At 68.9% G+C, this 20,689-nt stretch carries 17 protein-coding genes; 9 read left to right on the top strand and 8 right to left on the bottom strand.

Annotated elements, in window-relative coordinates; all coding sequences use genetic code 11:
* Positions 1-6: 6 nt before the first annotated feature.
* The 5 genes from GON09_RS08670 to GON09_RS08650 form a co-directional block, all read right to left on the bottom strand.
* Positions 7-942, bottom strand: a complete 936-nt coding sequence (locus GON09_RS08670; RefSeq protein WP_213931444.1) for a D-isomer specific 2-hydroxyacid dehydrogenase family protein — start codon at positions 940-942, stop codon at positions 7-9.
* Between the two features lie 49 nt (positions 943-991).
* Positions 992-1,390, bottom strand: coding sequence for an ectoine synthase (locus tag GON09_RS08665; RefSeq protein ID WP_213931443.1), 399 nt, complete (start codon positions 1,388-1,390; stop codon positions 992-994).
* 58 nt (positions 1,391-1,448) lie between these two features.
* Positions 1,449-2,738, bottom strand: a complete 1,290-nt coding sequence (gene ectB, locus GON09_RS08660) for a diaminobutyrate--2-oxoglutarate transaminase (RefSeq protein ID WP_213931442.1) — start codon at positions 2,736-2,738, stop codon at positions 1,449-1,451.
* Positions 2,739-2,799: 61 nt separating this feature from the next.
* Positions 2,800-3,306 (bottom strand): diaminobutyrate acetyltransferase, encoded by a 507-nt coding sequence (ectA, locus tag GON09_RS08655; RefSeq protein WP_213931441.1) that lies wholly within the window; start codon positions 3,304-3,306, stop codon positions 2,800-2,802.
* A gap of 216 nt (positions 3,307-3,522) precedes the next feature.
* Positions 3,523-5,655, bottom strand: coding sequence for a RecQ family ATP-dependent DNA helicase (locus GON09_RS08650; RefSeq protein ID WP_213931440.1), 2,133 nt, complete (start codon positions 5,653-5,655; stop codon positions 3,523-3,525).
* Between the two features lie 349 nt (positions 5,656-6,004).
* Between GON09_RS08650 and GON09_RS08645 the strand changes: the two genes are divergently transcribed.
* Positions 6,005-7,546 (top strand): acetyl-CoA hydrolase/transferase family protein, encoded by a 1,542-nt coding sequence (locus GON09_RS08645; protein WP_213934361.1) that lies wholly within the window; start codon positions 6,005-6,007, stop codon positions 7,544-7,546.
* Positions 7,547-7,648: 102 nt separating this feature from the next.
* On the opposite strand, the gene GON09_RS08640 is transcribed toward GON09_RS08645, so the two are convergent.
* Positions 7,649-8,251: a DUF3515 domain-containing protein gene (locus GON09_RS08640; RefSeq protein WP_244865449.1), complete on the bottom strand. Its 603-nt coding sequence runs from the start codon at positions 8,249-8,251 to the stop codon at positions 7,649-7,651.
* A gap of 108 nt (positions 8,252-8,359) precedes the next feature.
* Here GON09_RS08640 and GON09_RS08635 point away from each other — a divergent pair, with 108 nt between their 5' ends.
* Genes GON09_RS08635 through GON09_RS08625 form a run of 3 tightly spaced genes read left to right on the top strand, consistent with a single transcriptional unit; the run spans position 8,360 to position 10,620 of the window.
* Positions 8,360-9,349 (top strand): thiamine-phosphate kinase, encoded by a 990-nt coding sequence (locus tag GON09_RS08635; protein WP_213931439.1) that lies wholly within the window; start codon positions 8,360-8,362, stop codon positions 9,347-9,349.
* Positions 9,350-9,360: 11 nt separating this feature from the next.
* A complete protein-coding gene (locus GON09_RS08630; RefSeq protein ID WP_120282228.1) occupies positions 9,361-9,888 on the top strand; it encodes a gamma carbonic anhydrase family protein in 528 nt (175 codons plus the stop codon).
* Between the two features lie 3 nt (positions 9,889-9,891).
* Positions 9,892-10,620, top strand: a complete 729-nt coding sequence (locus GON09_RS08625; RefSeq protein ID WP_213931438.1) for a uracil-DNA glycosylase — start codon at positions 9,892-9,894, stop codon at positions 10,618-10,620.
* Positions 10,621-10,648: 28 nt separating this feature from the next.
* Here GON09_RS08625 and GON09_RS08620 read toward each other — a convergent pair whose 3' ends face one another.
* Positions 10,649-11,467 carry an enoyl-CoA hydratase/isomerase family protein gene (locus tag GON09_RS08620; RefSeq protein ID WP_213931437.1) on the bottom strand — a complete coding sequence of 273 codons (819 nt, stop codon included), beginning with the start codon at positions 11,465-11,467 and terminating at the stop codon, positions 10,649-10,651.
* 88 nt (positions 11,468-11,555) lie between these two features.
* Positions 11,556-11,747, bottom strand: coding sequence for a 50S ribosomal protein L28 (gene rpmB / locus GON09_RS08615; RefSeq protein ID WP_006551201.1), 192 nt, complete (start codon positions 11,745-11,747; stop codon positions 11,556-11,558).
* A 245-nt stretch (positions 11,748-11,992) separates the two neighbouring features.
* Between rpmB and GON09_RS08610 the strand changes: the two genes are divergently transcribed.
* The 5 genes from GON09_RS08610 to coaD all read left to right on the top strand — a co-directional run bounded on the left by GON09_RS08610 (position 11,993) and on the right by coaD (position 20,629).
* Positions 11,993-13,657 carry a DAK2 domain-containing protein gene (locus GON09_RS08610; RefSeq protein ID WP_244866026.1) on the top strand — a complete coding sequence of 555 codons (1,665 nt, stop codon included), beginning with the start codon at positions 11,993-11,995 and terminating at the stop codon, positions 13,655-13,657.
* A gap of 45 nt (positions 13,658-13,702) precedes the next feature.
* Positions 13,703-15,994, top strand: a complete 2,292-nt coding sequence (gene recG / locus GON09_RS08605) for an ATP-dependent DNA helicase RecG (RefSeq protein ID WP_213931435.1) — start codon at positions 13,703-13,705, stop codon at positions 15,992-15,994.
* A gap of 182 nt (positions 15,995-16,176) precedes the next feature.
* The gene (locus GON09_RS08600) at positions 16,177-19,578 is read left to right on the top strand and encodes a pyruvate carboxylase (protein WP_213931434.1); all 3,402 of its coding nucleotides are present in this window, start codon (positions 16,177-16,179) and stop codon (positions 19,576-19,578) included.
* A complete protein-coding gene (gene rsmD, locus GON09_RS08595; protein WP_064063352.1) occupies positions 19,575-20,141 on the top strand; it encodes a 16S rRNA (guanine(966)-N(2))-methyltransferase RsmD in 567 nt (188 codons plus the stop codon). Before GON09_RS08600 ends, rsmD begins: the two co-directional genes overlap by 4 nt.
* A complete protein-coding gene (coaD, locus tag GON09_RS08590) occupies positions 20,138-20,629 on the top strand; it encodes a pantetheine-phosphate adenylyltransferase (protein ID WP_213931433.1) in 492 nt (163 codons plus the stop codon). Before rsmD ends, coaD begins: the two co-directional genes overlap by 4 nt.
* Positions 20,630-20,689: the final 60 nt, after the last annotated feature.

Here is a 20,689-nt window from a genome sequence, read left to right as displayed (position 1 = left end):
GGCGGTCTAGTAACCGGCGCTGGGATCGACGACCCCGATCGGCACGAGACCGGAGGCGAACCGCGTGACGTTCTCGGTGACGTGCTCGAGATAGGCCGGGATGCGCAGCGGCGGCGGATTGGAATCGTGGGGCGTGATCATGGCATTGGGTTGCGTCCACAACGGATGATCGTCCGGGAGCGGTTCGGGATCGGTGACGTCGAGACCTGCACCGCCGATCGCGCCGGACCGGAGCGCGGCAACGAGGGCGTCGGTGTCGACGAGTTCGCCGTAGGAGACGTTGACAACCCACGCCGTGGATTTCATGGCGGCGAGTTCACTCGCGCCCACGAGGGTCTCGACGTCCCGTGTGGCCGTTGCGGAGATCACGAAATGATCTGCGAGAGACCATATCTCGTCGATCCGCTCGACGGGGAACGTCTCGACGGCACCGGGCACGGGACGACCGCTCCGGGTGACGGCGAGGGTGTGGGCGCCCAGTGCGGCCAGCATCGGGATCAGCGCCCGGCCCACCCCACCGGCGCCGATGATCCCGACGGTCGCGCCCCGGAGAGTGCCGACGGCCGGAGCGAGGCTCTCGGGTGCCCACGACGTGGCGGCCAGGTGGGCCGGCAGTGCCCGGACCCCGGCGAGGAGGAGAAGAAGGGCATGTTCGGCGACGGCCGCCGAGTACGCGCCCGCGGCGGACGTCCAGGTGACCCGCGGGTGGGCCTTGACGACACCCTGCGACAGCCAGTACTCGACTCCGGCGGACGGGAGTTGCACCCAGCGGACGGAGGCCGGCAGGGCCTCGGGGAAGTTCTGGGGTCCGGCGGTCCAGACGAGCGCGTCCGGGGCGTCCTCGAGCCCGCAGGGCACACCGCCCCCACCCGCGACCGCCCGTTCGAAGCGGGGGTCGCGCTCGGGGCCGACAGCGACGCGGGGCGCACGCTCGGGAGTCATGTTCTCGACTCTAAGCGTCCGCCCCGCATCGGTCACGTGGTTACCGCACTCAGGCGGGTTCTTCGATCAACGGGTACACACCGTTCTCGTCGTGCACCTCACGGCCGGTGACCGGGGGGTTGAAGACGCAGAGCATGCGCATCCGCGTCTCCGGGAGCACGCGGTGACGCTCGTGTCCGTCGAGCAGGTACATCGTGCCCGGAGCGAGCTCGTACTCCACGTCGTTGTCGAGGTCCTGCAGTTTGCCCGTGCCCTCGACCAGCCACACGGCTTCGACGTGGTTGGCGTAGTGGAACTCGTTGACGGTGCCCGGCTCGATGGTCGTCTCGTGGAACGAGAAGCCCACCTTGTCGCCGGCGAGGATGATGCGCTTGCTGCGCCACTGGCCGTCCTCGGAGACGACGTCGCGCTCGGTGCCGGTGATCTCTTCTGTCGTGCGAACGATCATGGGTGTCGAAAGTCCTTCTTCTGCAAATCGGTTCGGGGCGGCCGGAGCGGCAGACCGCTCAGGAGCGGACCTTGGCGGTCGCTTCCGCGAGGATGTTGAGCCCGAACTCGAGTTCGTCGTCGGTGATGGTCAGCGGCGGCAGCAGCTTGACGACCTCGTCCGACGGACCGGAGGTCTCGGCGAGCAGACCCTCCTCGAAGGCCAGGGAGCACACCTTCTCGGCGTCGTCCGGGTTCTCGAAGACCAGACCCTGGACCAGGCCGCGGCCGCGGGTCGAGACGCCGTCGAACATGTCGGACAGGTTCATGAAGGTCTGGCGGATGCGCTCGCCCTTGCGCAGCGTGTCGCGCTCGAGCTTGTCGTCGGCCCAGTAGTGCTCGAGGGCGGCGGCAGCCGTCACGAAGGCCGGGTTGTTGCCGCGGAAGGTGCCGTTGTGCTCGCCCGGTCCCCACACGTCGAGCTCACGCTTGAACAGGGTGAGCGCCAACGGCATTCCGTAACCGCCGATCGACTTGGACAGGGTCACGATGTCGGGCGTGATCCCGGCGATCTCGAACGAGAAGAACGGGCCGGTGCGACCGCAGCCCATCTGCACGTCGTCGACGATGAGCAGGATGTCGCGTTCCTTGCACAGATCGGCGAGAGCTCGAAGCCATTCGGGGCGAGCGACATTCACGCCACCCTCACCCTGCACGGTCTCGACGATGACCGCGGCGGGACGGTTGAGGCCGCTGCCCGCGTCGTCGAGGACGCGCGAGAACCACTGGAAGTCCTCGGTGACGCCGTTGAAGTAGTTGTCGAACGGCATCGGCGTGGCGTGCACGAGCGGGATACCTGCGCCGGCGCGCTTCATGGAGTTACCGGTCACCGACAGGGCGCCCAGGGTCATTCCGTGGAAAGCGTTGGTGAAGTTGATGATCGACTCACGACCGGTGACCTTGCGGGCGAGCTTCAGTGCCGCCTCGACCGCGTTGGTGCCGGTCGGGCCGGGGAACTGGACCTTGTAGTCCAGGCCGCGCGGTGCGAGCACGTGCGATTCGAAGGTCTCGAGCAGCTTGCGCTTGGCGACGGTGTGCATGTCGAGGCCGTGGGTGATGCCGTCGCCCATGATGTAGTCGACGAGCGCCGACTTGAGAATCGGGTTGTTGTGGCCGTAGTTCAGGGCTCCGGCGCCGGCGAAGAAGTCGAGATAATCCTTCCCGTCCTCGCTGCGCAGCCAGGAACCCGATGCCTTGTCGAAAACGACGGGCCAACCGCGGCTGTAACTCCGCACCTCGGATTCGAGGTGCGAGAAAATCGCGGTGTCGGACTTCGGGGTGGTCTCGGGCTTGTTTTCCAGGATGGTCATGTCGTGGTCCTCCTGTGATTATTCGAGAATTATGAGATTTTCGCGCGCAGATGCGCTGCGATCATTCGCCGACGGTGTACAGATCCTCGGCCAGATGGGAATCGGGGAAATCGTCGGGCGCGAACAACTCGGTGCGAGTGATATGCGTTCCACGGCGACGTGCGAGAGCGGTGAACATGGCGATCGACGCCTCGTTGTCGGGACTCACCGTTGTTTCCAGACGGGTCACGCCGAGCGGTTCGAGTCGGTCGAGCAGGGCATCGAGCATGCGGCCCGCTACTCCGCGTCCACGCTGGTCGGCGTCGACGGCCACCTGCCAGACGAACAGTGTGTTCGGGGAATCGGGACGGCGGTAGCCGGTCACGAACCCCACAGGGCGATCGGTATCGTCGGTTGCGACAACCGATGTGTCGGCGAAATCGCGACACCACAACACATATGCGTATCCGGAATTGACGTCGAGAACCTGCGAATCACGCGCGATCTGCCAGAGTCGTCTACCGTCGGCGATACGCGGACGCCGGAATTCGATTGCAGCCGGCTCACTACCGGACTCGGATGCGGCCACGCCCTGAGGGGTGGTCGCGGTATTCGATTCAGCCGAGTCGGGGGTCGGGGTACTTCTTTCCTTGACGGGCCTCATATGTCCTTTCAACCTAACAACTTCCGGTGTCGAGATCACCCCGATGTCCGGAATCGGCATCGGAACCCAGTGGTCCGTGCAGGTCGAGCGCATGTTGTGATGCCGGTCACAAACATGTTACGTCGGTCCTCCTCGTAGCGATTACTTCGGGCTCGCAAGTGCGTACGGCAACACGGCGTCGGCCCCCGCGGCAACGAGAGTTCTCGCCGCCATCGTGAAGGTCCAGCCGGTGTCGGTCACCGCATCGACGAGCAGGATCGGACCACTCGACCCGATCGTGTCGGGTCGTTCCCACGCATCGATCAGTGCGGCGACCCGGTATGCCGAGTTCGCTGCCGTGGACCCCGTATTCCCGTTTCGGCGTCGTAATACACCTAGATCTCGTAATCGTCCGATTTGCGCCAATTGCGAGGCCAGGGACTCCACGAGGAGGGGGTGGTCGGGGGATTCCACGGCCATGACGGCGGTCGGTCGTTCCTCCCAGTCCCATGCGGCGAGCACCGCGATCGACGCGTCCACCACCGCTTTCGGTGCCTCGCGGTCGGGCCCGTCGAGCAGTTCGCGAAGGCGGGGACCCCAACCCAGATCCGACAGCCGCCCCAGGACGCGTCCGGGCCGAGGACCGTCCGCGATCCGACCCGACAGCGGGATCCCGAGCGTCGACATCCCTGTAGGCCATTGGCGGCGCGGCGGCAGATCGACGCCGGGGCGTTCGAGGCGGGCGCGGGTCCGGGCGACCTCCTTGTCACCCACGGATGTCTCCCATCGGGAGCCGATGCAGTTGTCGCAGCGACCACAGCCGGTGCCCTGGGTGTCGAGTTCGGGGTCGTCGAGCTGGCGACGCAGGAAGACCATGCGGCATTCGGTGGTGCGCTCGTATTCGAGCATCGCCTCCTGCTCCGCTGCGCGTGCCTCCTCGAGGCGCCCGTACCGCTCCTCGTCGTACACCCACGGTCGCCCGGTGGCGACCCAGCCGCCCTTGACCCTCTTCACGGCTCCGTCGACATCGAGAACCTTGAGGACCATCTCCAGGCGTGAGCGGGTGAGGTCGACCCGAGGCTCGAGTGCGGGGGTCGACACCGGCCGTTCGGTATCGAGCGCCGCGATCACACGCCGGACGAGAGCCTCGTCCGGGAAGGCGACGGAAGCGAACCACTGCCAGATCCGACGGTCCTCCGGGCCGGGGAGCAGGACCACCTCGGCGCGTTCGGTGGAGCGGCCCGCACGCCCCACTTGCTGGTAGTAGGAGATCGGCGACGACGGGGCGCCGAGATGGACCACGAAGCCGAGGTCGGGTTTGTCGAAGCCCATGCCGAGTGCGGAGGTGGCGATGAGGGCCTTGACCTTGTTGTCGAGCAGATCGGCCTCGAGTTGTTCGCGTTCGGTCGGTTCGGTCTGCCCGGTGTACGCGGCCACCGGGTAACCGTGGTCGGCCAGGAGCGCTGCGAGGTCGCGGGCGGCGGAGACCGTCAGCGCGTAGACGATGCCCGAGCCCGGCAGGTCCTTCAGATGCTGCGCGAGCCACGCCGCGCGTCGTGCCGGCTCGTCGATCCGCACCACCGACAGGTGCAACGACGGACGGTCGAGCCCGCCGCGCAGCACCAGGGTGTCGCCGGGGCCTGCATCGTCACTGCTGTCGTCATCGTGACTGCTGCCGACACCCAGTTGTGCGGCGATGTCCGCTACCACCCGGTCGTTGGCGGTCGCGGTCGTCGCCAGCACCGGGATGTCGTCGCCGAGTTCGGAGACGAGGGTGCGGATACGGCGGTAGTCGGGCCGGAAGTCGTGACCCCAGTCCGACACGCAGTGCGCCTCGTCGACGACCACCAGTCCGGCATCGCGGGCGAGGGACGGCAGCACCTGGTCGCGGAAGTCGGGGTTGTTGAGGCGCTCGGGGCTCACGAGGAGCACGTCGACCTCGCCCGCTGTGATCCGCTCGTGAATCGAGTCCCACTCAGTGACGTTGCCGGAGTTGATGGTCGCGGCGTGGACGCCGGCCCGTTCCGCGGCCGCGACCTGGTTGCGCATCAACGCGAGCAGCGGAGAGACGATCACGGTCGGACCTCGTCCCTGCCGGCGCAGCAACTTGGCGGAGATGAAGTAGACGGCCGACTTCCCCCAGCCCGTGCGCTGCACGACGAGGGCGCGGCGACGGTGCACCACGAGCGCTTCGATCGCGACCCACTGGTCGTCGCGGAGTCGGGCGTCGGGGCCCGCCAGTTCGCGGAGAAGATGCTCGGCGTCGTCGCGCAACAGCTCGGTGGAGTTCGTCATGCTGCAATCGTGCCCGACGTCGTTCCGTCACGGCAGCGGTGAACGGTTCGTCGCGGGCGGCGAACGGTACCGAAGCGGCGGCGAACGGGGATACCGTAAAGGACGTGGCCCGACCTGGCCTGGGAAGGGAGGTGGCACCGAGTGTCACTCCTGGTGGCGGAAATCATGATGTAACATCTTGCGGAACAACAACTTCCGATGACATCGATCTTGGAGTGCGACTCGTGACACTCTGTGTCCACATTGGTGACGGCGATCGCCGGTCCGGCCCGAGTGTGACGAGCGGATCATCCGCGCCGCTATGGTCGTCGTCATGTACGCAGCCCTTTCATCCCCCGCAGCGCCGTCTGTGGAGTCGGTCGTCGTGACTCCGGCCGAGGCTCGGGTACGTCATCAGACCTACCGCAACAAGATCGTGTCGGCGCAGGAAGCCGTCCAGTGGATCCGTCCCGGCGACACGGTCGCCATCAGCGGTTTCGCCAGTGCAGGCACCCCGAAGGCCGTGACCCCGGCCCTCGCCGAACACATCCGGCGCACGCGCGCGACCGGCGGCGACTTCCGGATCAACCTGCTCACCGGCGCGTCGGTCGCCTCCGACATCGAGCGCATGCTTGCCGACGTCGACGGAATCGCGCTGCGTATGCCCTACCAGGCGGAGCCCACCGCGCGCGGACGGATCAACGAAGGCCGCATGGACTACGTCGACATCCATCTCTCGCACGTAGCCCAGCAGGTCTGGGAGGGCTATTACGGACACGTGGACGTGGCGGTTGTCGAGATCTCCGGCATCACCGAGAACGGCGAGCTGATCCCTGCCACGTCCATCGGTAACAACAAGACCTGGCTCGACGTCGCCGAGAAGGTCATCCTCGAGGTCAACTCGTGGATCCCCGCCGCCATGGACGGTGTGCACGACGTCTACTACGGCACCGCGCTCCCTCCGAACCGCCGCCCGATCGACCTCACCCACGTCGAGGACCGCATCGGCCAGCCCTACTTCCGGATCGATCCGGAACGTGTCGTCGCGGTGGTCGAGACCGACCGGCCCGACAGCGCCACGGCGCTCACCGCCCCGGATGCCACCAGCCAGGCCATCGCAGGGCACGTCCTGGACTTCTTCGCGCACGAAGTCGCCGCGGGACGGCTACCCGCCGACACGCTGCTCCCGCTGCAGTCGGGTGTCGGCAACGTCGCCAACGCCGTGCTCGCCGGTCTCGACAGCGGACCGTACCGGGGACTGACCTGCTACTCGGAGGTCATCCAGGACGGCATGCTCGACCTCGTCAAGCACGGCACCGTCCGGTTCGCCTCGGCCACCGCCCTCGCGCTGTCCGAAGCGGGACTGAACGACTTCGTCGAGAACATCGACTTCTACCGCGACCACATCATGTTGCGGCCGCAGGAGATCAGCAATCACCCCGAGATCGTGCGCCGACTCGGCATCATCGCCATGAACGGCATGCTCGAGGCCGACGTCTACGGCAACGTCAACTCCACCCACGTGATGGGCACACGCATCATGAACGGCATCGGTGGCTCCGGCGACTTCGCGCGCAACGGCTACCTGTCGATGTTCCTGAGCCCGTCGACCGCCCGTGGCGGCGCGATCTCCTCGATCGTTCCGATGGTGCCGCACGTCGACCACACCGAGCACGACGTGCAGGTCATCGTGACCGAACAAGGTCTCGCCGATCTGCGCGCCCTGTCGCCCCGGCGTCGGTCGCGGGTCGTCGTGGAGCGCTGCGCGCATCCCGACTACCGCGCCGAACTGCTCGACTACATCGACCGCGCCGAGGCAGCTCCCGGAGCAGGCCACACCCCGCACCTGCTCGGTGAGGCGTTCTCCTTCCACGAGCGCTACCAGCGCACGGGGACCATGCACGCGTCCTGATCGATGCGGCGACGAGATAGGTCGGCCCCGGCACCACATCCACGGTGCCGGGGCCGACCTTCATCTGTCCGGCTCAGCGGCTCGGCGCCGGATCTGTCCGGCTCAGCGGACCGGCGCCGGATCGATCTCCTGCTGCGGGAGCGTCGCTTCGATCGCCGCCGTGACGTCCTGCAGCGGGGTCGGCCCGGAACCGTCGGGCACGGTCAGCGCCACGTAGACCGGACGATCGACCGCGAACCACGTGCTCGCCGGGATGCCCTGCTCGGCTCCCGACACCTCGAACCACTGCACCTCGTCGATCACCTGCAGAGCCGCCGCCTGGTCGAACTCGTCGGGCCGGTCGAGGCCGCAGCGCAGAACCACCTCGTCGCCGTCGTCGGACTGCCAGGCCGCAGCGCCCACCGGAGCCGGGTCGGCCAGTTCGGCGTGCGTGTAGTCGCCGAGCTCCTCGGGCAGGGCCTCGAGCAACTGCGCGCACGACTCGGATTCGGCCTCGGGGGCGGGCACGGGACCCAGACCGACAGGCGTGTTCACAGGTGACCGGGATACCGTCACCGCCGCCACCACCACGCCGACCAGGAGAGCGACGGGCAGTGCGATCGCCGTGGCGATCAGGGCGGGACTGCGGCGGGTCGCATCCGATTCGGGTGCCTCGGCAGGGACGTCGTCGGAGGGCTCGCGGTCGGAAGCAGAGGTGTCGTTCATCGTGTCCAGAATCCGGGCTCGGGGACAGGGGGCGGTAGCGTGACCGAACGTAGCAGGACACGTGCCGGCTCTCTCCCACCGCCGACCGAGAAAGAGGCGACCGTCACCGTGACGAACCCGACCGGACCCACCGTCTCCGACATCGGGGAATTCCCCGTGATCGAGCGGGCGGTGAGGGCGCGGCGACAGCCACGCAGCACGCTCGTCGGTCCGGGGCACGACGCTGCGGTCGTCGCAGCGGCCGACGGCCGTATCGCGATCTCGACCGACATGCTCGTCGAAGGACGTCACTTTCGGCTCGACTGGTCCAGCCCGCAGCAGGTCGGACGCAAGGCCGTCGCCCAGAACGGAGCGGACGTCGCCGCGGTCGGGGCGCGCCCCACCGCTTTCGTCGTCGGTCTCGGGTGCCCGCCCGACACTCCCGTCGCCGTACTCGACGGCATCTCCACGGGAATCGGAGAAGCCGCGGAGGAGATCGGCGCCGGAGTCGTGGGAGGCGACCTCGTGCAGGCCGGCCAGGTGATCGTTTCGGTCACCGTACTCGGCGAACTCGAGGGACGACCCCCGCTGCTCCGCTCGACCGCCCAGCCCGGGGACGTCGTCGCACTCGCCGGCAGCACCGGTCGCTCGGCGGCCGGCCTCGCTCTGCTGCTCGCCGGCAACCGGGAATTTCCCGAGCTCGTCGCGTCCCATCTCGTGCCCGCTCCGCCCTACGTCGCAGGTCCTGCTGCGGCTGCGGCGGGCGCCCACGCCTGCACCGATATCTCCGACGGTCTCGTCGCCGACCTCGGGCACATCTGTGCCGCCTCGGAGGTCGCGATCGACCTGGACGCCGCTGCGCTCGCTCCCGACACGCAGCTGCGGAAGGCCGGCGAGGCGCTGGCGGCCGACCCGTGGGAGTGGATCCTCACCGGCGGCGAGGACCACGCCCTCGCCGCATGTTTCCCGCGCGAGGTCGCCCTCCCGGACGGATGGCGGCCGATCGGGGTGGTGCTCGAGGGCGCCGGTGTCACTGTCGACGGGAAAAGCCGGAGCGGATCCGGAGGCTGGGAGAGCTTCGCGCCGGGCGCTGCATCTCGAGGTCCCGACTCGAGATAGGTTCTGCAGTCATGGCTGTCTACGCACTCGGCGAGCGTGTCCCCGATATCCATCCCGACGCGTGGGTTCACCCCGACGCGGTCGTGATCGGCAACGTCACCCTCGGTGCCGGGGCCTCCGTATGGCCCTCCGCGGTGCTGCGCGGAGACTACGGCACGATCACCGTGGGGGAGAAGACCAACATCCAGGACGGCACGATCATCCACTGCACCGCGATCGAGGCCACCGTCATCGGCGCGCGGTGCGTCGTCGGCCACAACGCACACATCGAGGGTTCCACCATCGGCGACGGTGCACTGATCGGATCGGGTTCGCTCGTCCTCAACGGATCGGTCATCGGTGCCGGTGCTCAGGTCGCCGCCGGCGCCCTGATCCCTCCGCGATTCGAACTTCCGCCCCGCCGCATGGCGATGGGCATCCCCGCGAAGGTCCGCGAAGGGTACGAAATTCCCGAGAACAACTTCGACGCCAACGCAGAGATGTACGCGGCGAACGCGGCCTACTACCGGACCGCTCTCCGCCGTATCGACCAGGAGTGACAGGTGGCCGACACCGTCGACACACAGTCCGCGTCCGGTGGAGAGGATGAACCCCGGTCCGGTCGGCCCCTCTCCGAACTCGTCGACCCCGGGTGGGCTCGAGCGCTCGAACCCGTCGCCGACGACATCACCGCGATGGGGCAGTTCCTCCGCGCGGAACTGGCCGCGGGACGCAACTACCTGCCGTCCGGGCCGAACGTGCTGCGCGCCTTCACCCAGCCGTTCGAAGCGGTACGGGTACTCATCGTCGGGCAGGACCCCTATCCGACGCCCGGCCACGCTGTGGGACTGAGCTTCTCGGTGGCTCCGGACGTCCGTCCGATCCCTCGCAGTCTCGCCAACATCTACCGCGAGTACACCGAGGATCTCGATCTGCCGCAGCCGTCCACGGGCGACCTGTCGCCGTGGACGCAGCACGGAGTCCTGTTGCTCAATCGGGTGCTCACGGTGGCGCCGGGCCAGCCGGCCTCGCATCGGGGCAAGGGCTGGGAGGTGGTGACCGAGCAGGCCATCCGCGCGCTGGTCGCGCGCGGTACCCCGCTCGTCGCGATCCTGTGGGGCCGCGACGCGGCGACCCTCGAACCCATGCTCGGCGGTGTGCCCACCGTGAAGTCGGCGCATCCGTCCCCGCTGTCGGCCTCCCGTGGATTCTTCGGGTCGCGTCCGTTCACCCGTGCGAACGCTCTCCTCGTCGAGCAGGGCGGCGAACCGGTGGACTGGCGACTGCCCTGACCACCGGTCCGCCACCGATGCCGGATCGTCAGGCCCGGATCGAATCCCAATCGGGGCGTCGCTTGGCGACGAACGAATCGACGCCCTCGATGCCCGTGGGGCTCGTCGCGGCCGCGGAGATCGCGGCGGCTTCCGCGTCGAGGTGCTCCGACAGCGACCGTCCTGCCGACTCGGCGACGAGCGAGCGGATCGAGGCGTAGGACTGCGTCGGGCCGTGGGCGAGGGTCCGGGCGAGCCGCAACCCCTCGCTCTGGATCTCCCCGTCGGCGACGAGCCGGCTCAGCAGACCCAGGCGCACGGCTTCGTCGGCGCCGATCACGGCATCGGTCATGATGATCTCGCGCGCCCGCGCCGGGCCGACGATCCGCGGCAGGGTCCACGACATCCCGCCGTCCGGCGAGAAGCCGATCGAGGGGTACGCGGCGCGCATCTTCGTACCCGGGCCGGCGAGCGCGATGTCCGCGAGCAGCGCGAGGCTCATGCCTGCGCCCGCAGCCCAGCCGTGCACGGCGGCGACGACCGGGACGGCGGCCTTGTCCAGCTCGCGGACGAAGTCGTGGAAGAGATTGGCGATGTCGAACAGGTGGGCACCGCGATCCTCGGCCGTGGCGAATCCGTGGACGTTGCCGCCCGCACAGAAGTTCGCGCCTTCGCCGACGAGCAGTACAGCGCCGATCTCCGGGCCTGCCGCACGCAGGGCCGCGATGCCCTGCTCCATCCCTACGGGGGACAGGGAGGTGCCGTACTCGGAGGTCGCTACGGCAATCCGCAGGACCCGGTCTTCCACACTCACCAGCGAGTGAGGAGAGCCGTTGTCGGCAGGAAAGGAAATTTGGTTCTCGGTCATTCCCGCACGATATCCGGCCGCAGTATCGAACGGCGAAGGCCCCCTGCGCAATCAGCGCAGGGGGCCTTCGCTACGACTCGACCGGGAATCAGCCGCGGACGACCTTGCCGGCCTTGAGGCAGGAGGTGCACACGTTCATCTTGCGGGTGTTGCCCGGTGCAACCTGAGCGCGCACGCTCTGGATGTTCGGGTTCCAGCGACGGTTGGTACGCCGGTGCGAGTGCGAGACCGACTTCCCGAAGCCGGGGCCCTTGGCGCATACGTCGCAGACGGCAGCCATGTCGCGAACTCCTTGTGTCTAGTGGATAGATCTTCTGTCTGTGTTGTTTCGCCCTGCGAACACAGGGAACGAGCCACCCGTGCGAGGCAACCCGGCAAGCTTAGCGAACTCGAGGGCAGATGGCCAAACCGGACGCCGGGACGGCTCGCGGCTAACCTGTTCGCCAGGGCTCGGCGCCGTGGCGATCGGCGCCGATCGTAGTGGTGGACGAGGCCCGGAGACGAGAGGCGAAGGGGGTGGGATCGTTGCTCGAAGCCGAGGACACGGTGGACGGGCGGGCGCTGCGCCGATGGGTCGAGTTCGGTGTGGAAGCGCTCGAACAGCGCCGAGCCGAGATCAACTCGCTCAACGTCTTTCCGGTGCCCGACGGGGACACCGGAAACAACCTGCTCATCACCCTGCAGGCCGCCGCGGCCCGGATCGGCGGGCCTGCGGACGGCGCGCTCACCGCATCCGACGTCGCCGAGGGGCTCGCACGCGGCGCCTTCGCCGGCGCACGCGGCAATTCGGGGATCATCCTGGCGCAGGCCCTGCGCGGGGTGGCCGACGCGGTCTCCGGGCTGACGACCGTCGGCGCCGCGGATCTCGCCGCCGCTCTCTCGAACGCCGCGACACTCGTGACCGGAGCGCTCAGCGCGCCCGCGAAGGGCACCATCGTCAGTGTCCTCGAAGCCGCAGCCGACGGCGCCGTCCGGGCCGCCCGGCAGACCGATGCGACCGTGTGCGACGTGGTCGCCGCGAGCGCCGACGCCGCGGCCGAGGCGCTGCAGCGCACCACCACCCAGCTCGACGTCCTCGCCGAGGCCGGGGTGGTCGACGCCGGCGGCCTCGGCCTGCTCGTGCTGCTCGACTGCCTGGTCGAAGTCACCACGGGAACGCGACCCGACCGCCGGATGGTGCTCGCCGGTGCCTCGCGTCCCGTGGTCGAACCCGAGATCGTAGACGACCGTGACGACAGCGACCAGCAGGAATACGAGGTGATGTATCTCGTCGAGAGCTCCGACGGTGCGCGCATCGACACCCTGCGTTCGGCTCTCGACGCGTTGGGCGACTCCGTAGCGATCGTCGCCGGGGAGTCGGGTTGCTGGTCCGTGCACGTGCACTGCTGCGATCCCGGAGCGGCGGTCGAAGCCGGCCTCGCTGCCGGCGCCCTGCGCCGCATCGACATCACGTGCTTCGCGCTCGAGTCCGCGCGTCGCGGGTGCGGCGACTCGGGTACGACCGTCGTCCCGGCGTACACCGGCGCGGGGGAGGAGTCCCGGGCGGTCCTCGCGGTGGTCGGCGGCGACGGTGCCGCCGAACTGTTCGAAGCGGAGGGCGCCCAGGTGCTGCGGGCGGAGGAGATCTCCGTCCCGGACGAGTTGCTCTCGGCGATCAGGGCGCTGCCGAGCCGGGACGTCCTCGTACTGCCCAACGGCGCGCTCTCCGCGCAGGACGTCGTCGCCGTGGGCGCCCGGGCGCGGCGGGAGGGTCGCGAAGTGATGTTCCTGCCGTCGTCCTCGGTGGTCCAGGGGCTGGCGTCGTTGGCCGTGCACGATCCGATGCGGGCCACCGTCGACGACGCCTTCGCGATGTCGGAGGCGGCGTCGTGTGTGCGTTGGGGGTCGCTGCGGTACGCGAACGAACGCGCTCTGACCTGGGTCGGAACGTGCGAGCCCGGCGACAGTCTCGGCCTCGCCGGCCATGATGTCGTAGTGATCGAGCATGATCTGGTGACAGCGGGAGCGTCGCTGCTCGACAGGATTCTCGCCGCGGGCGGCGAGCTCGTGACGATGCTGGTCGGTGCGGACGCCCCCGACGGACTCGTCGAGCAGCTGGCCGACCACCTCGATCGCCGCCACCCGGAGATCGACGTGGTGGTCTACCAGGGCGGTCAGCGCAGCGACCTGCTGCAGCTCGGCGTCGAGTAGCCGGTGCGCCGCGAGGCCACCGCAGGAGTAGCGGAAGGGACGGCAGTGGCGACACTCGCGGACCGGCTCGATCATGTTCTCGGCCGCAAGACGGCGGACGCCTTGCACGACGCGTTCGGGATGGCCACCGTCGAAGATCTGCTGCGGCACTATCCGCACCGCTACGCCACCCAGGGCGCCGAGCTCGGCGAGAGCCGTCCCGAGGAGGGCCAGCACGTCACGATCATCGCGCGGGTCGAATCGGCGCAGGAGGTGCCGATGAAGTCCCGCGCCGGCAAACGCCTCGCGGTGCGGCTGCGCTCCGATCGCCACAGCATCGACGTCACCTTCTTCAATCCGCACCGGGTCAAGCACAACATCAAGCCCGGCGTGCGCGCGATGTTCTCGGGCACCGTGAAGTACTTCCGCGACAAGTGGAGCCTGACCCACCCCAGCTATCTCGTGCTGCCCGAGCCGCGCGACGCGGAGGACCTCGTCTCGGCGGCGCCCGCGCGGGTGCGGGGCGCCGGTGCCCTGGCGGGTCTCGCGCGCACGGCCCAGGACGGCTCCGGGGTGGACATGTCGGTCTTCGACCGTGCGCTGATCCCCATGTACCGCGCGACCCGCGAGGTCGAGTCGTGGACCGTCATGCGCTGCGTGCGGCAGGTGCTCGACCAGCTCGACCGCGTCGACGATCCGCTGCCCGAGTGGGTGCGCGACGAGCACGGCTTCGTGGGCCTCGACGAAGCCCTGCGGTCGATCCACCTGCCCGACACGAAGCAGGAGATCGACCGTGCGCGCGACCGCCTGCGATTCGACGAGGCCGCCGCGGTGCAGCTCGTGCTCGCGGGTCGCCGGCACGACGTCGAGGTGCGTTCGGCGCCGTCCTGCCCGCACCGCGACGGTGGGATCGCCGACGAGTTCGACCGGCGCCTGCCCTTCGAGCTGACGGCCGGGCAGCTCGCCGTGGCGGAGGAGATCTCCATCGATCTGGCCCGGGAACACCCGATGAACCGACTGCTCCAGGGCGAGGTGGGTTCGGGCAAGACCATCGTTGCGCTGCGGGCGATGCTGCAGGTGATCGACTCCGGGCGGCAGTGCGCCCTGCTCGCGCCCACCGAAGTGCTCGCGGCGCAGCACGCCCGCTCGTTGACGACGATGCTCGGCGACCTCGCGGCGGCGGGCGAACTGGGCGCCCACGAACTCGCGACCCGCGTGACCTTGCTGACCGGCTCGATGGGTGTCGCGCGCAAGCGGGCCGCGCTCAACGAGGCGGTGACGGGAGATGCCGGGATCGTCATCGGCACCCACGCGCTCATCGAGGACAAGGTGCAGTTCTTCGACCTGGGTCTGGTGGTGATCGACGAGCAGCACCGGTTCGGCGTCGAACAGCGCGACGCACTGCGGTCGCGTGGCCGCGACGGCGCGTCCCCGCACGTGCTGGTGATGACTGCGACGCCGATCCCGCGCACCATCGCCATGACCGTGCTCGGCGACCTCGAGGTCTCGACGCTGCGCGAACTGCCCCGCGGCCGGTCACCGATCGTCAGTCGCGTGGTGCCGGCGAAGGTGCACCCGAAGTGGGTCGACCGGGCGTGGGAGCGCATCCACGAGGAGGTCGCTGCGGGGAGACAGGCCTATGTGGTGTGTTCGCGTATCGGCGACGGTGATGCCGACGACGACGCGCTCCTCGATCCGGGCGCTCCCGAGCAGGCGGGCTCGGGGAAGGGCAAGCAGACGCCACCCGAGACCACCTCGGTGCTCGAGCAGTTCGAGTTCCTGACCTCCGGCCCGCTGCGCGACCTGCGGGTGGGGCTGCTGCACGGCCGGTTGCCCGGCGACGAGAAGGACGCCGTGATGCAGGCCTTCAACGCAGCGGAGCTCGACGTATTGGTGTGTACGACCGTCGTCGAGGTCGGTGTCGACGTGCCGAACGCGACGGTGATGGTGATCGTCGACGCCGATCGGTTCGGTGTCAGCCAGCTGCACCAGCTGCGCGGTCGCGTCGGCCGTGGTGGGCACCAGGGGCTGTGTCTGCTCGTGACCGACGCGAAGCCCGGCACACCGACGATGATGCGGCTCGAGGCCGTCGCCGGCACCACCGACGGGTTCCAACTCGCCCAGCTCGACCTGCAATTGCGCCGGGAGGGCGACGTCCTCGGCGTCGCCCAGTCCGGCACGGTGTCCACGCTCCGGTTGCTCTCGCTCGTCGACGACGCCGACGTCATCGAGGCGGCACGCGACTTCTCCCGGACGGTGACCGAGAAGGATCCCGGCCTCGAACACCATCCCGGGCTCGCGAGCATGGTGCGGGCGGCGCTCGACGTCGAGCGCGTCGCGTACCTCGACAAGTCCTGAGTTACGTTCCGTACACCGTGCGGCAGAACCCTCGGTGAGGTTTCCGCGACGGTGCCCGGAATGTTGACGGCGTGTTACGGACAGGCCCACTGCATCGTTCCAGTCGTGCTGTCCGGACACTTCGTCCCACGATGTGGAACGCGCGTCGAAGGCGGCATGTTACGTCGCGGTACCGTCGACCAATGTTCTCGAAAGTGCTTGTCGCCAACCGTGGCGAGATCGCGATCCGCGCCTTCCGTGCCGCCTACGAACTGGGTGCCGGGACGGTCGCGGTGTTCCCGTACGAAGACCGGAACTCCCTGCATCGGTTGAAGGCCGACGAGGCCTATCAGATCGGCGATGAGGGACACCCGGTCCGCGCGTACCTGTCGGTCGAGAAGATCGTCGAAGCGGCCGTGTCGGCCGGCGCCGACGCGATCTACCCCGGCTACGGTTTCCTCTCGGAGAACCCGGATCTCGCCGCGGCGTGCGCAGAAGCGGGCATCACCTTCGTCGGTCCGTCGGCGGAGATCCTCGAGCTGACGGGCAACAAGGCCCGCGCGATCGCCTCGGCGAAGGCCGCCGGTCTGCCGGTGCTGGCATCGTCGGAGCCGTCGTCGGACGTCGACGCGTTGGTCGCCGCGTCGGAGACGATGAACTTCCCGGTCTTCGTCAAGGCCGTCGCCGGTGGTGGCGGACGCGGCATGCGCCGGGTCGCCGAGCCGTCCCAGCTGCGTGAGGCGATCGAAGCCGCCTCCCGCGAGGCGGATGCGGCTTTCGGTGATCCCACCGTCTTCCTGGAACAGGCCGTGGTCAACCCGCGGCACATCGAAGTGCAGATCCTCGCCGACAAGCACGGCAACGTCATCCACCTGTACGAGCGCGACTGCTCGGTGCAACGCCGGCATCAGAAGGTCATCGAGCTCGCCCCGGCCCCGAATCTGGACCCCGCGCTGCGCGACCGCATCTGCGCCGACGCCGTCGCCTTCGCCGAGGAGATCGGCTACCAGTGCGCGGGCACCGTCGAATTCCTCGTCGACGAGCGTGGCAACCACGTGTTCATCGAGATGAACCCGCGTATCCAGGTCGAGCACACGGTCACCGAGGAGATCACCGACGTCGACCTCGTGCAGTCCCAGCTGCGTATCGCTGCGGGAGAGTCGCTCGAGGAACTGGGCCTGTCGCAGGAGGGCATCACCATTCGCGGTGCGGCGCTGCAGTGCCGCATCACGACCGAGGACCCGGCCAACGGCTTCCGCCCGGACACCGGCCGCATCACCGGCTACCGCACCCCGGGTGGTGCCGGTATCCGTCTCGACGGCGGCACGTCGGTCGGCGCGGAGATCTCCGCCCACTTCGACTCGATGCTCGTCAAGCTCACCTGCCGTGGCCGGAACTTCGAGACCGCCGTGGCCCGTGCCCGCCGCGCGGTTGCCGAGTTCCGCATCCGCGGTGTCGCGACGAACATCCCCTTCCTGCAGGCAGTGCTCGACGACGCCGACTTCCGCGGGGGGAACGTCAACACCTCGTTCATCGAGGAACGTCCGCAGCTGCTGACCCTGCGCTCGTCCGCCGACCGCGGCACCAAGATCCTGAACTACCTTGCGGACGTCACGGTCAACAAGCCGCACGGCGAACGACCCACCACGCTCTACCCGCACGACAAGCTGCCCACGATCGATCCGAACGCCGAGCCGCCGGCCGGTTCGCGTCAGCGCCTGCTCGACCTCGGACCCGAGGGCTTCGCCCGTGCACTGCGTGAGCAGAAGGCGATCGGCGTCACCGACACCACCTTCCGCGACGCCCACCAGTCATTGCTCGCGACCCGCGTACGCAGCAAGGACCTGCTGACGGTCGCCGGGCACGTGGCCCGGATGACGCCGCAGCTGCTGTCGATCGAAGCGTGGGGCGGCGCGACCTACGACGTCGCGTTGCGCTTCCTGCACGAGGATCCGTGGGAGCGGCTGGCCGCGCTGCGCGAGGCGATCCCGAACATCAACCTGCAGATGTTGCTGCGTGGACGCAACACGGTCGGTTACACCCCCTACCCGGAGGCCGTCACCCGCGCGTTCGTGCAGGAGGCCGCCGACACGGGCATCGACATCTTCCGCATCTTCGACGCGCTGAACAACGTCGACCAGATGCGCCCGGCGATCGACGCGGTGCGCGAGACCGGCACGACGCTCGCCGAGGTCGCGATGTCGTACACCGGCGACCTGTCGAACCCGAACGAGACGATCTACACGCTCGACTACTACCTGCGGCTCGCCGAGGAGATCGTCGAGGCCGGTGCGCACGTGCTCGCCATCAAGGACATGGCCGGTCTGTTGCGCGCCCCGGCCGCCGCGACGCTCGTGTCGGCGCTGCGCAGCAACTTCGACCTGCCGGTCCACGTGCACACCCACGACACCCCGGGCGGGCAGCTCGCGACCTATCTCGCGGCCTGGCACGCCGGTGCCGACGCCGTCGACGGTGCGTCCGCGGCTCTCGCCGGCACGACGAGCCAGCCCGCCCTGTCGGCGATCGTCGCGGCTGCGGCGAACAGCGAGTTCGACACCGGGCTCGACCTGCAGGCGGTGTGCGACCTCGAGCCGTACTGGGAGGCGCTGCGCAGGGTCTACGCACCGTTCGAGTCGGGTCTTCCCGCCCCGACCGGCCGGGTCTACACCCACGAAATTCCCGGCGGTCAGTTGTCGAACCTGCGCCAGCAGGCCATCGCTCTGGGCCTCGGCGACCGCTTCGAAGAGGTCGAGGCCGCCTACGCCGGCGCCGACCGTCTCCTCGGCCGCCTGATCAAGGTCACGCCGTCGAGCAAGGTCGTCGGCGACCTCGCGCTGCACCTCGTCGGTGCCGGGGTCTCGGTCGATGACTTCGCCGCCGAGCCGGGTAAGTACGACATCCCCGATTCGGTCATCGGCTTCCTGCGGGGCGACCTCGGCACCCCCGCAGGCGGCTGGCCCGAGCCGTTCCGCAGCAAGGCGCTGTCGGGCCGAGCCGAGCCCAAGCCGATCACCCCGCTCGCGCCGGAGGAGGAGAAGGCCCTCGGCGGCACGTCGGCCGAGCGTCGCCGCATGCTCAACCGCCTGCTGTTCCCCGGACCGGCCAAGGAGTTCGAGCAGCACCGCGAGACCTACGGTGACACCACCGAGCTTTCGGCCAACCAGTTCTTCTACGGGTTGCGGCACGGTGAGGAGCACCGGGTGCGCTTGGACAAGGGCGTCGAACTGCTCATCGGTCTCGAGGCGATCTCCGACGCCGACGAGAAGGGTTTCCGCACGGTGATGTGCATCCTCAACGGGCAGCTGCGCCCGGTGTCGGTGCGCGACCGGTCGGTGGCCGCCGACATTCCGGCCGCGGAGAAGGCCGACCGTAACCATCCCGGTCACGTCGCCGCGCCGTTCGCCGGCACGGTCACCCTCGTGGTGTCCGAGGGCGACAGCGTCTCGGCGGGCGACACCGTCGCCACCATCGAGGCGATGAAGATGGAGGCCGCGATCACCGCGCCGCGCGGCGGACGCATCACACGTGTCGCGATCGGCCCGGTGCAACAGGTCGAAGGTGGCGACCTGCTCGTCGAGGTGTCCACGGGAGACAGCGCCGAGTGACACGGATCGTCGCCGGCCGGGCCGGGGGGCGGCGCCTGAAGGTGCCGCCCCGCGGGACCCGGCCCACGTCCGAACGGGTCCGCGAGGCCTTGTTCAGTTCGCTCGACGCACGCATGGACATCGACGGTGCCGCAGTCCTCGACCTCTATGCGGGGTCGGGGGCCCTCGGCCTCGAGGCGCTCTCCCGCGGCGCCGAGCACGCGATGCTCGTCGAGTCCGACGCCAAGGCGGCGGGGGTGATCCGCGAGAACATCGCGACGGTCGGGCTGCCGGGTGCGGTGCTGCGCACCGCGCCGGTGGCCGCCGTGCTCGCGGGCACCGCCGACCGCGTGTACGACCTCGTCCTCGCCGACCCGCCCTACGCCGTGACCGAGGAGGCCGTCACCGGAGTGCTCGAGGCGCTGGTGTCCGGCGGCTGGGTCGAGGACGGTTCGGTCGTCGTGGTCGAACGCTCGTCGCGGTCACCGGAAACGGTGTGGCCGCAGGCATTCGAGGTCGGAAGATCGCGACGATACGGGGAGACGAGGGTGGAGATCGCCACCTGCTACGGTGCTGGATCATGAGCCGCGCGGTCTGCCCAGGATCCTTCGACCCGGTCACCAACGGACACCTCGACGTCATCGGCAGGGTCTCGGCCCAGTTCGACGAGGTCGTCGTGACCGTCACGATCAATCCCAGCAAGCAGGGGATGTTCACGATCGACGAACGCCTCGAGATGCTCACCGAGGCCACGGCGCACCTGCCGAACGTCACGGTCGACGCCTGGCAGGGTCTGCTCGTCGACTACGCCCGCGAGCGGGGGATCACCGCGATCGTCAAGGGCCTGCGCGGCGCCAACGACTTCGACTACGAGCTGCAGATGGCGCAGATGAACCACAAGCTCACCGGCGTCGACACCCTGTTCGTCGCGACCAACCCGGTCTACAGCTACCTGTCGAGCTCGCTCGTCAAGGAGGTCGCGACCTACGGCGGCGATGTCTCCGACATGCTGCCGGGCACCGTGCACGCTCGTCTGCTCGCACGCCTCGCCGAGCGGGCCGCCGCCAAGTAGGGGACACATCCCCGTACCTGCCTGTGACGGCTGTATCCCGACACACCGAGCGCAGGGCAC

This window comes from Rhodococcus sp. B50 (genome assembly GCF_013602415.1).
Lineage (GTDB): Bacteria > Actinomycetota > Actinomycetes > Mycobacteriales > Mycobacteriaceae > Rhodococcus.
The sequence above is the reverse complement of the archived record's forward strand: the minus strand, read 5'-3'. Positions and strand labels throughout refer to the sequence as shown.